The sequence below is a fragment of the Alteromonas sp. ABD4_190 genome, assembly GCF_056160105.1.
In genome coordinates this window covers 1922250-1935072 of record NZ_JBSWWN010000001.1, presented here as the reverse complement: position 1 = coordinate 1935072, position 12823 = coordinate 1922250, and the positions used below count along the sequence as shown (strand labels likewise).

12 protein-coding genes and 1 riboswitch are annotated in these 12823 nt (G+C 46.4%); of the genes, 3 read left to right on the top strand and 9 right to left on the bottom strand.

The genetic code is table 11. From position 1 onward, the window contains the following. From thiS to hemC, 8 genes are all read right to left on the bottom strand, one after another. Positions 1-210 carry a sulfur carrier protein ThiS gene (thiS, locus tag ACXAFM_RS08525; RefSeq protein WP_474828629.1) on the bottom strand — a complete coding sequence of 70 codons (210 nt, stop codon included), beginning with the start codon at positions 208-210 and terminating at the stop codon, positions 1-3. Further along, the gene (locus ACXAFM_RS08520; protein ID WP_474830552.1) at positions 197-949 is read right to left on the bottom strand and encodes a HesA/MoeB/ThiF family protein; all 753 of its coding nucleotides are present in this window, start codon (positions 947-949) and stop codon (positions 197-199) included. Before ACXAFM_RS08520 ends, thiS begins: the two co-directional genes overlap by 14 nt. 127 nt (positions 950-1076) lie before the next feature. Further along, a complete protein-coding gene (gene thiE / locus ACXAFM_RS08515) occupies positions 1077-2711 on the bottom strand; it encodes a thiamine phosphate synthase (protein WP_474828627.1) in 1635 nt (544 codons plus the stop codon). Further along, on the bottom strand, positions 2708-4618 hold the full coding sequence (thiC, locus tag ACXAFM_RS08510) for a phosphomethylpyrimidine synthase ThiC (RefSeq protein WP_474828625.1): 1911 nt from the start codon (positions 4616-4618) through the stop codon (positions 2708-2710). Before thiC ends, thiE begins: the two co-directional genes overlap by 4 nt. A gap of 313 nt (positions 4619-4931) precedes the next feature. After that, positions 4932-5043: riboswitch (TPP riboswitch) on the bottom strand. 111 nt (positions 5044-5154) lie between these two features. Beyond that, entirely contained in the window at positions 5155-6330 is a 1176-nt protein-coding gene (locus ACXAFM_RS08505) for a heme biosynthesis HemY N-terminal domain-containing protein (RefSeq protein ID WP_474828623.1), read from the bottom strand. Further along, the gene (locus tag ACXAFM_RS08500) at positions 6327-7499 is read right to left on the bottom strand and encodes a uroporphyrinogen-III C-methyltransferase (protein WP_474828621.1); all 1173 of its coding nucleotides are present in this window, start codon (positions 7497-7499) and stop codon (positions 6327-6329) included. Before ACXAFM_RS08500 ends, ACXAFM_RS08505 begins: the two co-directional genes overlap by 4 nt. After that, complete coding sequence (locus ACXAFM_RS08495; protein ID WP_474828619.1) at positions 7500-8231, bottom strand: uroporphyrinogen-III synthase; 732 nt, start codon at positions 8229-8231, stop codon at positions 7500-7502. Positions 8232-8308: 77 nt separating this feature from the next. Beyond that, positions 8309-9247: a hydroxymethylbilane synthase gene (hemC, locus tag ACXAFM_RS08490; RefSeq protein ID WP_474828617.1), complete on the bottom strand. Its 939-nt coding sequence runs from the start codon at positions 9245-9247 to the stop codon at positions 8309-8311. 197 nt (positions 9248-9444) lie between these two features. On the opposite strand from hemC, the gene ACXAFM_RS08485 reads away from it, so the two are divergent. Then, entirely contained in the window at positions 9445-10506 is a 1062-nt protein-coding gene (locus ACXAFM_RS08485; protein ID WP_474828615.1) for a GGDEF domain-containing protein, read from the top strand. Positions 10507-10669: 163 nt separating this feature from the next. Here ACXAFM_RS08485 and ACXAFM_RS08480 read toward each other — a convergent pair whose 3' ends face one another. After that, the gene (locus ACXAFM_RS08480; protein WP_474828612.1) at positions 10670-11341 is read right to left on the bottom strand and encodes an alpha/beta hydrolase; all 672 of its coding nucleotides are present in this window, start codon (positions 11339-11341) and stop codon (positions 10670-10672) included. A gap of 277 nt (positions 11342-11618) precedes the next feature. Between ACXAFM_RS08480 and gmk the strand changes: the two genes are divergently transcribed. After that, positions 11619-12260, top strand: a complete 642-nt coding sequence (gene gmk / locus ACXAFM_RS08475; protein ID WP_474828610.1) for a guanylate kinase — start codon at positions 11619-11621, stop codon at positions 12258-12260. 170 nt (positions 12261-12430) lie between these two features. Continuing rightward, positions 12431-12703 (top strand): DNA-directed RNA polymerase subunit omega, encoded by a 273-nt coding sequence (gene rpoZ, locus ACXAFM_RS08470; protein ID WP_015065914.1) that lies wholly within the window; start codon positions 12431-12433, stop codon positions 12701-12703. Positions 12704-12823: the final 120 nt, after the last annotated feature.

Below are 12823 nucleotides of genomic sequence, written 5' to 3'. Positions count from 1 at the left end.
TTAGCCTCCTGCAACTAGGGTGAAGATATCAACGGTGTCGTTATCTTTAAGATAAGTGGTCGGCCATTCTTTTTTACTTACTATGGCAGCATTTCTAGCAATGGCGGTACCGTCGTCATTGAGTTGTTTCAGGGCGACTAACTCGCTAAGTGAAATGGGTGAAATAACGTTCATAGGTTGATTGTTTACGTTCACTTTAATTTGCGTCATTACACACCTCGCAAGTAGAAGAGGGGGGTAATGCAAAGCTTTGAAGCGAACCAAGGCCTGCATTTCCAGTTAGGTAGTGGCCCCACTTGATGTCGGCTTGAAATCCTTTTGCTAAAAACAACAAAGCCTGTGTTGCCTGATGACAAGCAGCCATACCAACAACAGGGCCAAGTACGCCTTTACTTACGCAGTCTTCACGTACGGAAACCTTGTCCACTAGGCACTCGTAACAACCACAGGAGGTAGAGTTTTGTGGCAAATTCAGTGCTTGCCATGTAAGACCGCTAGCGGCTGCAATAAAAAGCGGAATAGAGGCGCGATAGGTTGCCGCATTAATCTGTCGTCTTACCGTTATGTTGTCGGTGCAATCCAATACACAAGTGGCTGACGAAATTAAAGTTGGTAAGTTATTACTATCAGCAAAAAGGCTTTTAAATTGTATGTTCAGATGAGAGTTAACTTTGCGAAGCTCGTTATACAGTGACTTGGCTTTAAGCTCGCCTAGGTGCATTTCGTTGTAGCTAACCTGGCGCTGCAAGTTACTGATATCGACAGTGTCTCCATCTATCAAAGTAATATTGCCAACACCAGCGCCAGCTAGATAGCGGGCGGTTAAGCTTCCTAGACCGCCCAGCCCAATAACAACGGCGTGTGCGTTTACTAAATTAAGCTGGCCGTCGTGGTCGATACAGTCGAGCAAGAGTTGCCTGCTGTAGCGGCGTATGTCTTGATGTTCAATCTGGGCGCTAGCGAAGCCATTGGTGGGAGTAACTGTGCCACTGGCGTTATTGAATGAACCGTTACCAGTATTAAGTGAGCCATAAGCGTTATTGACTGGGCCAGTTGCGGTACGATGTGCTGATTGACTATGCAAAACCTGCCTCCTGAGCCAATGCTTGATAAGCTTTCAGCGGATGCTCCGCATGTGTAATGGCACTGACCACGGCAATACCGTCAACGCCAGTTTTAGCCACGTCTCTAATGCGCGATAAGTTAATACCGCCAATGGCAACGGTGGGTATGCCTTCACACAGCTTCACATATTTTGCCAAGCGCTCTACACCTTGGGGTTTAGAGGGCATGTCTTTGGTATTGGTTGGAAATATATGACCAAGGGCAATGTAAGACGGGTTTAAAGCGCGAACCCGCTGAATTTCGGCGAATCCATGAGTTGAAATGCCCAGCCTCAGCCCGGCGCTTCGAATAGCGTTTAAATCTGCAGTGTCTAGATCTTCTTGACCTAGATGTACGCCATAAGCCCCTAACTCTATGGCTAGCTCCCAGTAGTCGTTAATAAATAACTGACAATTGGTGTGTTCCACTAACTCAATGGCCTCTTTTATCTGTTGGCGAATGTCTTGTTGTGAGCCTTTCTTTACCCTCAGTTGAATGATTTTTACGCCCGTTGGCCAAAGCCGAGCTATCCACTGAGCGCTGTCTACTATCGGGTAAATACCCAACTTGTTATGAGTGAGTGTAGGGAAGGAAGCATTGTCAGCTATTGTCGTTTCTAATCCCTTTTCGTTGTGTGGTGTGTTACCAATACCCGCTGCATTTCTATTAGAAGCAGTGTCACGACAATGAAAAGTGACCTGCGGAAAACTAGCCGCCTGCGCGGGAAAACCATTAGCCCTTGCGAAGTAAGCAGGTAGGCTAGAAGCTTCGTATTGATTTGAAATAGGCGTGATGGGGTGATTACTATCAGGTTCGCCAAGCGTGTTACGTCTCACTTCGCTCACATAAGCGTTCGCCAAGGTTAGCGCGTCTTCAATGCAATAGTCGTGAACGATGAATGCCGCAATGGCACTTGCAAGCATGCACCCCGTACCACGAAGATTACCTTTGCTGTTTTTTGGTTGCCTAAAATAAAGCGTGTGTGATGCGCACACAAAGGTGTCGCATATAGGGTCCTGCCATTGTGCATGACCGCCCTTTACATAAACGCTTTGTGCGCCTTTTCCAACAAGTCGATTTACTGCAGTTTGCAGGCTTTTGTCATCGTTAACAGGAAGGTGAGAAAGTGTCGCGAGTTCATCAATGTTTGGCGTTACCAAATCGACCGTGGTTAACAGTTCGTCGATCACGCTTTCACTTAAGTCGCTTAATACCCCCCCAGATGAAGAACACAGCACAGGGTCCCATATTACAAAGGGCCGAGGCGCTATTAACGACTGGAGACGTGCGCAAAGTAAAAGCGCTTGTTCATCGTTTGCGATAGCGCCTATTTTAATGGCGCGTGGTGGAGTATCTTCGTAAAGCACTTGCCACTGCTGGTTTAACGCAGATGCACTCATACTTTCTTTATTAAGCAGATGCTGGTTTGATTGCACAGTAAGTTGTGTAGTGAGCACGCAGGCATGGGCACTTAAATCGGCAAGCGTGATGGCGTCGCGGGTTATACCCGCGCCACCGCTTGAATCAACGCCGCCTATACACCATACCACCGGCAGCCTTGCGCTAGGTGGCTCTAGTATGGGTGTGGTTAGGTGGCTGTTTGTCATGGCAGCTCTACCTTGCTATCTGCAGTGTGATAAAGCTCAGCGCCCGATTGATTAAACGCATCAGCCATGTCTTTCATGCCTTTTTCTTTCTCAAGCTCTTGGGTTTCTGCTTGTTTAGCGACGTCACGTACTTCCTGAGAAATTTTCATGCTGCAGAATTTTGGGCCGCACATAGAGCAAAAGTGCGCAACTTTACCAGAGGCCTGCGGCAAGGTTTCATCGTGATAGGCACGGGCAGTGTGAGGGTCAAGTGCTAAGTTGAACTGGTCTTCCCATCTGAATTCAAAGCGCGCTTTCGACATAGCGTTGTCACGAATTTGTGCGCCGGGGTGTCCTTTGGCTAAATCGGCAGCGTGGGCCGCTATTTTGTAGGTAATAAGCCCTTGCTTTACGTCTTCTTTGTTAGGTAAACCCAAATGCTCTTTAGGCGTTACGTAGCAAAGCATCGCGCAGCCGTACCAACCAATCATGGCGGCGCCAATACCTGAGGTGAAGTGATCGTAGCCAGGTGCAATGTCTGTGGTAAGCGGGCCAAGGGTATAAAACGGTGCTTCGTGACAGTGCTTAAGCTGCTCTTCCATGTTCTCTTTAATCATGTGCATTGGCACATGACCAGGGCCTTCAATCATTACCTGAACATCGTATTCCCATGCAATTTTAGTTAGCTCACCAAGAGTACGTAATTCAGAGAACTGCGCATCATCGTTAGCGTCGGCCACGCTACCTGGGCGCAAGCCATCACCTAGCGACAGCGCCACGTCGTACTTAGCACAAATCTCACAGATATCACGAAAGTGTTCATACAAGAAACTTTGCTGGTGGTGGCTTAAACACCACTTCGCCATGATTGAACCGCCGCGAGATACAATGCCAGTAACCCGCTTTGCGGTAAGGTGAACGTATTCAAGCAGCACGCCGGCGTGAATGGTGAAGTAGTCTACCCCTTGCTCGGCCTGCTCAATTAGGGTGTCTTTAAACATCTCCCAGGTTAAGTCTTCGGATACGCCATTCACTTTTTCCAGCGCTTGGTAGATAGGTACGGTGCCAAGAGGTACCGGGCTATTACGCAGCAGCCACTCGCGGGTTTCGTGAATATTTCTGCCGGTAGACAAGTCCATGATGGTATCGGCCCCCCAGCGCGTTGACCACACCAGCTTTTCTACCTCTTCCTCAATAGACGACGTCACAGCCGAATTACCAATATTCGCGTTAATCTTTACTAGAAAGTTACGCCCGATAATCATTGGCTCTAACTCGGGGTGATTGATGTTACATGGAATAATGGCGCGGCCTGCTGCCACTTCCTGGCGTACAAATTCTGGCGTGATGGTATCGGGCAAATTCGCGCCAAAGTGCTCGCCTTTATGCTGTTGCGTAAGTTCGGCATCTTTAATGGCTTGGCGGCCCATGTTTTCACGAATGGCAATGTATTCCATTTCAGGGGTAACAATGCCTTGTCTTGCGTAGTGAAGCTGAGTGACGTTCTTGCCCGCTTTCGCTTTTAGAGGTTTGCGGCTGCGGATAAAGCGAAAATCTTCAGTAAAAATATCGTTTTCACGCTCTTTCGCAAAATTTGATGAAACACCCTCTAACTCAAAAGTATCGCTGCGCTCTTCAATCCACTTTTGACGAAGTGGACTTAAGCCTTTGTGAACATCTATGTTCTCTTGTGGGTCGCCGTAGGGACCCGAGGTGTCATACACCGGAATAGGTGGGTTCGGCTCTAAGATAGGGTTTTCTTCGGTGCCACCGATTAGGCTATCGTGCTGGTGGATAAGGCGCATGGCCACGCGGATATCGTTGCGGCTACCACTCTCGTAGTGGCGCGTTGAATTGGGGTAAGCTTCGCCCGCTAGTTCATTTATGAATTGTTGAGCTTGTTGGCGTTGTTCGCGTCTGTTCGACATAGCATTTGACCTTGTAAATTTAGGTTCTAAAAATGCTTGTCAGGAGTGAAGGAGAATACAGTATGTAAGAGCGGATAGGCGTTAGCCTATTACTATAGCGAAGTAGATTATAAAGGTGCTGGGTTTGAACCCGCTTAACTTCATGGAAGTTTGCTTTACAAGAACTTTAGCAATGCACTTTGAATTATAAACGGCATCATTGAAATTTGATGCTCTATCTCAAAGTGAATGCTTGGTGTCTGTTATAAGAGCAACAAACCACTAAGTAATCTAACCTTGCTTCACAATGCCAAACTGTTGCTTAACATCGTACACATTGTATTTTCTTGTTCCCTTCGCAGGTACTAGCCTGATCAGGTTCTACGGATCCCACTTTCGCGGTCTCAGCTTACTGGGTTACCAGTGAAGCACTCCGACAAGTTGTTTAAGTCAATTCGGGTTGTTGTTGAAACAACCCGAATTGAGAATTCCTTGTTACTATATCTTCAACTTTAGTTGAAATACAAGTACTACCAGAAAGCTAAACGAATATTCATTTAGCTAGCTAGTTGCTGTCCTTCCTTATAAAGCTGAAGGGCAGTGGCTGTGTCATGCTTGCGCTCACTAATGGCAGATAGCAGCAATAAGTCTTCTTTGCGCGACTCCATTTTGGTAGCTTTTAGCAAGGCTTTTTCAGCTAATACATCATCGCCCGAGTTGAACGCCACTTGGCCTAGTGTGGAATAAAGCTCAACGTTTTCTTCGTCCTGCTTTATCCAGCTTTCAAGTAAACGTAGTGATGGCGATGCATCAGGAATATTAAGCTGCGTGAGCAGCGGGAATAGGGCGCTATTCGGGCCACGTTTTTGCCATTCAACTAGTAAATTTTGTGCGTCGGCATGCATGCCTTGGTCAAGCAATTGCTGAATATAAGCGGCGCGATAAGCGTCATCGTGACGTAGTTTGCGAGGCAGGGTGTCCCAGTATGATTTAAGCTCAACGGCACCTTGCTTACTGGCAATTTCTGCAAACTTACCTTTAGCAATACGCTGGCTCCACGTGGTGTAATCAGCTTTTGGCAAGGCTTTACGCCAGCTTGATAAATTCTCTTGAAGCACCTGCCACTTACCTAGCTTGGCAAGAATTTGCGCTTTTAACTGCACAACCTGCTTGTTGTCACGATCTTGCTCGTCTAGTTCGTTAAGTTTTTCTAGTGCTGCATCAAACTTTTCTTCAGCGACATCAATACGTGCGTGCATGACGGTTGCGGCTACTTTCGCTTTCGGAAAGTCGGTGGCCTGAAGCAGAAAATACCGGGCTTTGGCTAGATCGTCGTTGGCAAAGGCAATTTGTGCCGAGGCCAAATAGTTTACGCCTTCAAAATCACCATTGGTGGTTTTGCCTAATGCTTTTTGCGCCGAATCAAAATCACCAGCGGCCATGGCGTGCAAGCCATCGTAAAATGCGCGCTTGCGTTTACGTTCACCTAAGCTACCAAACCACTTGTGGGAGCCCGTTATCAGGCTTAACGCCCACACAACAAGTCTCGATAGTACATACCAAGCAATAACGGCACCAATGACCAAAATACAAAAACTGATCACTGTCATTTCAATGGCTGTACTGCCAAGAGAAATAAGCACGTAACCTTTATCGCCAAGTAGCATTGGTCCAACAATGAGTGCAACAACGAATGCGGCTAATACCGCAAGGGCAATAGCTAACCATTTCATAGTGCGCTTGCTCCTTGTCCGAACACTTGCTTAACGCGGTTGTCCAATAAACGCTCTAGCGGTTTTTGTGACGCTAGCTCTGTTGGAATAGGGCGCGATATATCGGTGGCAATCAGGTTTTGTAATGCGTCGACAAAGCCAGTTACTTGGCTTTTTTCAGTATCGTATTTTTCAATAAGCAGCGTTTGTGCATACTGAAGCGATTGGCTGTAAAGCCCCGCATCGCCTTGAAGCGCAGCGGTTTGCGCGTGCATAAGCTGAAGGCGAAGCTGCTCTTTTGCCAGGAACTGCGCTTCTAATGACAGCACTGGCTCTACAGGACCCTCAATGGTTTTAACCGTAAGAAAATCGTTCACCAACGAACGCCACACCTTCGCAAGGTTGTCCTGCCAGTCGTCAGCTGACTCTGACAAGGTGGTGTCTTCTGCGTTAGCATCGTCAGGTTTTTCGAAGGTATCCAATGGCAGCTTATCGATTTGCGCAATCATGCCGGTAAGCGCAAGCGCTACTGAGCTTTGCGATACAGGGTTTAGCTGCTGTAGCGTTTGAATGTCTTCAGCTAGGCTAGCGCGAACGGGTAGTACCGACGGGTCAGCCAATGATTTTAAACGCTTATCTGCATTAACCAATAGCAAAATTGCTGTGCGAACATCGTTTTCCAGCCAAAGCTTTCTGCCCGCCATGCGAACCAAGTAATCAGCTTCTGCAATTAGCCAGTCAGCTGGGCGGCGGCCTTCCATATTGTTTAGCTGTTGAAGGGTAGACTCGGCCTGTAGGCTAAGTTTCTCATTCTCAGACTTAAGTTCATCTACCTTATCTTGTAGGGCTTTATTCGTTCGCGACACTGCTTCTAGCGACGCTAAGATGTCACTGCGCTCGCGCTCAATACTGTTTAACTTTGCTGTGTTGCTTTGCTGTGCGTTTGCGGAGTCTGCGCTAGCCGATTGCTGCTGCATGTAATACCAGTAGCCTGCGCCAGCCATGCCTATTACGGCTAAGAACAAAATGATTACAACGAACCACAATAGGCCGTTGCCTGATGATTTCTTCTTCTTAGCGCCAGTCTCAGTCGATTCACTCTGCGTGGCAGAAGACTCAATTACTTCTTTTTCAGCTTCCACTTTTACGAGTTCCTCTTTTTGTGGGCTATTTTCATTGTTGTTGGCCATTCAATACTCCCAGTTATCCTTTACCCAGGCGATGAGTGCCTGATCGGTGGCTCGCTGACAAACCGCTACCTCTTTAACGCCTTTGCTGTTAAGGGTTTGGGCGACTCGGTCACTCACTGTTAACCATTTAAAGGCTAACAAAGCGTTACCAAATTGTTCTATCAGTTGCAGTGCCATTGCCTCGCTTGTAGCGATAATGCCGCTAACTTCGCCCATTTTCCAACGTTTTGTGTAAATTGGGTGTGTAAGTAGCTCCCTTTTATAAACGCAAAAGCTATTTACTAAAATACCTTTTTCGTCTAATCCTTTTGCTATGGCTTCTCGTCCACCTTCACCTTTAATGATAACGACATGCTTACAGTTTGCCTCATTAAGCTGATGCATTGCCAGTATACCTTCGGATGTATGGACCTTTGGAGTAACGACATTCGCCGAAGAAAACGTTTCAAGGCCTGCCTGCAGTTTGCGCGCAGTGGCATCGCCAACGGCAATAAACAAAGGGAGAGGGAGGGCTGTGTCACGCAGCCCCGAAATAACACTATTCACAGCGTATACGCTGGTAACAATAATTGCGTTTACTGTATTTGAAGCTAAATATTCTGCCGCGGCTTCTCGTTCAGATGAGATATCGATAATATCAGAGGTGGCTACCCCTACCGCTTCAATGCCCGCCTGATCGAAAGCCGAAGCACTTGCTTTTAATTTTGGCAGTGGGCGCGTGAACAGAAGCATATTATCGAACTCTCGTCCTTTTAAGTTTGCGGCGCATTCCTATGTGCGTAGGAATGCGCGCTTCTACTAAATATAACTTAGTTATAAAGTGCTTTAAGAATTTCTCCGGCACCTTGCTCTAAGAGGGCTTCCGCTACTTCAACACCTATGTCTGCGGCTTTTTCTCGTGACGCGGTAGCCGACGCAAACAGCAGTTCGGAGCCATCTGGTTTTCCAACCATACCCGTTAAGGTTAGTACGTCGCCGTCTAGGGTAGCAAAGCTACCGATAGGTACTTGGCAGCCGCCTTCCAGTCTTTCGTTCATGGCGCGTTCTGCGGTAACACGGGTATTGGTATCTGAATGATTCAGTGCTTGTAGCAAGTTAATTAGCTCTTCGTCGTCGTTACGGCATTCAATACCTACTGCACCTTGGCCTACAGCCGGCAGCGAAATGTCGGCAGGCAGCGGCATACGAATACGATATTCCATTTCAAGGCGAATAAGGCCTGCAGAAGCTAAGATAATGGCGTCGTATTCACCGGCGTCGAGCTTGGCTAGGCGGGTATTTACGTTACCGCGCAGGTCTTTAATGACAAGATCCGGACGATATTTGCGAATTTGGCACTGTCTGCGAAGGCTAGATGTGCCGACAACTGCGCCTTGTGGTAACGCATCTAGGCTATCGTGATCATTAGATACAAAAGCGTCAAACGGGTTTTCGCGCTCACAAATAGCGTGCAAACCAAAACCTTCTGGAAACTCTACCGGAACGTCTTTCATTGAGTGAACCGCGATATCAGCACGACCTTCTAGCATGGCTATTTCAAGCTCTTTAATGAACAGACCTTTACCGCCAATTTTCGCCAGCGGCGTATCTAAAATTTTATCGCCCTGGGTACTCATAGGCACAAGCTCAACGGTCATTGATGGATAATGCTCCATTAATTTTGCCTTCACATACTCTGCTTGCCAAAGCGCTAGCGCGCTTTTTCTAGTAGCAATTCGAACGGTGCGGGTAGTGTTGAGGTGACTCATGGCTATTCCAAACTCTGTAAAAAAAGAAACTTAAACGCTGTAACACAACGTTATACGAGATACTTCGTAGTATACGCATTTTCTAGGTTAATGTTTGAAATTAGGCGCAGTTTTCTATTTGGTCTTTGTGCACATATACGTCTATGCTGTAGTTGGACGAAGTGTCTGCTTATAAATCCGGGGAGTAGAGTTGTTAGATGGACAACACGCCAATTGGTCAATTACTAAGAAACGCACAACAAGACGAAGCTGAAGTAAAAAGGCGCAAACTGACGTTGTATTTTATTTCCTATGTTGGTGGCACCATAATCGCATTTATGGCGTGGCTTAATTTTGGTACAAATAACCCATTGTTGGTTAGTGTATTAGCTACATCTGCCACCGTTATTTACCTTAACGTTGCGCTTTCACATATTTTCCCCAAAAGTGACGTATTTTATTACGTCGCGGGGCTCATCGTTCTATTCACTATCAATGCGTTGGTTTATACAGGCGGGCTGAATAACACGGGCTTGTACTTCATCTTTCCATTGCTTTTTATTCAGATAATAGTAGTGCGATTTAAGCCCGCTATGCTCTATGTTGCGGTCACCATAGGGCTGTCTATTTACATGCTCTATAACCAAGACGTTATTGTTGCAAAATATCCTGCTGAGCATGTTTCACGATTTTTAATTGCCACATTCTGTTTCATTTGTGTTGCCTTTATTGGTGAAAATTTTTGGCATAAAAGCCGAAAAGAAATGCTGCGTGAAAACTTAGAGCGAATGAAGCAGGCGAACACAGACCCGCTAACCAAGCTCCCAAATAGACGCTTTCTGGAAGCGGTCTTTTTTGAACGTGCCATGAAAGATCCTGGCGCCTATTTTCCCCTAACCGCAGTGGTTGTTGATATTGACCACTTCAAAAAAATCAACGACACCTATGGGCATGATATTGGTGATGAGGTGCTAATCCACTTCACTAACATTATCAAAGGTGCTGTTAGAGCATCTGATGTTATTGCGCGTACTGGTGGTGAAGAGTTTTTAGTACTCTTTCCTTTGGCGCCTTTGAGCCAAGGCGTAAAACTTGCGGAAAAAATGAGAAAAGTGGTTGAAGAGAGTCCATTTGTAGAAGGGGATATCAGTCACAGTATTACCGCCAGCTTTGGCGTAGCTACCGCACTTACCGATGACAAACTGCACGCTAGCTTAAAACAAGCCGACGACAACCTGTACAAAGCCAAAAATGGGGGCAGAAACCGCGTTGCTGAATAGCGCGATGTTTGTAACGACCTGTTTGGCATCTTAATGCCATGTATGAACGCAACGCGTGAATATAACGGTAGTACCCGCAAAGGCGCTCGGCGCAGTGTGATATTTAGCCCTGTAGCTAGCTATCACACTGGGTATGGCATTGTTGAGTAAGGCATCGTAAAAGTTAGTTTAAAACCTTCTGAAGCCAAGCGCTGATATCGTTTAGTTCTTGCATGCAGACATTATGCTGCATTGTATACGTCTGCCAAGTAGCGTTAAAACCGCTCTCATTTATCGTTTTAAATGCCGCGTTGCCCATAAATACCGGTACCACTTCGTCCTGGTCACCGTGGGCCATCATAATAGGCGTTTCACGGTTGGTGTCTGTTGCCTCACTTGCAAGTAGCGATGGCTCACACATGTAGGTTGATAGCGCGATAACGCCAGCAAATTTACGGCTATATCTAGGCGCTAGGTGAAGTGCAATCACACCGCCTTGAGAAAATCCGGCAAGCACTATGCGTTCACTGGGAATGCCACTTTCAATTTGCGCTTCAATCAGTGCTTCTACCTGCGCAGCAGACTCTTTTACGCCTTCGAAATCGGCACGACTTTCGAAATCTAATGACTTGATGTCGTACCATGCACGCATTCGCATCCCACCGTTAATGGTAACGGGGCGCTCAGGTGCATGGGGAAAGAGAAATTTGACCGCCATTGATTCGGGAAGTTTAAGTTCAGGCACGATTGGCGCAAACCCGTGGCCGGAATCGCCTAAACCGTGTAGCCAGATAACGCAGGCATCAGGCGTAGTGGATGGGTTTATCTCTACGCACGGCAGAAGTTGCTGAGTCATTCTTTATTTCCTAGTTTTGTTGTTGCTTTACCACCAATGGTTATCCTTTCTCATGGGCAATCTCTGTCTTTTCCAAAAAAATGGGGTCAGAGTACTTTTTCTACCACCATCATTCTCAGAAAATTATTATTGTTATTTATTTTGCTAACACCGGTCTGCGACTAAAGAGTATGCACCATCAATGGATAAACCAGATGATCGCAGTTACAGCGCAATAGGTTCATATGCTATCATTGCCACTTGAAATCACCACATTTTGATAGAATTTTTATATCCTATGGCTTCACTACTCGGTAATTTATTTATTCTTGCTGCTCCTTCAGGGGCAGGAAAATCAAGCCTTATCAAGGCACTAATGGAAAAGTATGAAGGCAATGCAGCCACGCCTATGCAGGTGTCTGTGTCTCATACCACACGTCAACCGCGTCCGGGTGAAGTAGACGGTGTCCATTACCATTTTGTAAGCCGAGAGCAGTTTGAAGCACTTATCGAACAAGGCGTATTTTTTGAGTACGCAGAAGTGTTTGGCAATTATTACGGTACATCCCGTGTGACTATCGAGCAAACATTGCATCGCGGTATTGATGTGTTTTTAGATATTGATTGGCAGGGCGCTCGCCAAGTCAAAAAGCTTATGCCAGATACATGCGGCATTTTCATTCTTCCACCGTCACTTGATGTATTAGAACAGCGTTTGAATAATCGCGGCCAAGACAGTGAAGAAGTCATTGCGGGGCGTATGGCACAAGCAGTAGCAGAGATGTCTCACTTTAGTGAGTTTGATAGCGTGATCATCAACGATGATTTTGCGACGGCATTGAGTGACTTAGAAGCCATTGTGACAGCGCAGCGTTTACGAACAGCAAAACAGCAGATGCGTCATCAAGTGCTATTGGACGAATTGCTCGGTAGCGCGTAAGCTTAACCAAACAATAAGCGTTTTGTTTAAAACTGATCCCGATCGCTGTATATCTTGCACGATCTGACTGCTTCAATTTCAAACAAAATGCTAGGATCGCGCTACGTATCTGTGTATACTACGCGGCCGTTTTTTGAATAACTTGCTCAACCTAATTTTCGGAGAAATACATGGCTCGCGTAACTGTAGAAGATGCCGTAGATAAAATTGGTAACCGCTTTGACCTAGTGCTTGTTGCTGCACGCCGTGCACGTCAAATTGCCACTGAAGGCAAAGATCCTATGGTTGACGTTCAAAACGACAAGCCAACTGTTACAGCACTTCGTGAAATTGAAGAAGGTTTTGTAACTGCTGCAACGCTTGAACAAGCAGAACTTCAAGCCCAAGAACAGCAAGAACATGCTGAATTTGCATCAGTAGCAAACATCCTATCTGATCAGTAAGACCTCTTTTTAACGGTTTTATCGGTATTTTGGCGCCAGTGCTTTGAAAAAAGCACTGGCGCTTTGCTTTTGGTGTATTGGCTTATTGCGCATTTAAACGTATTCTTAGGGTTGTAACGT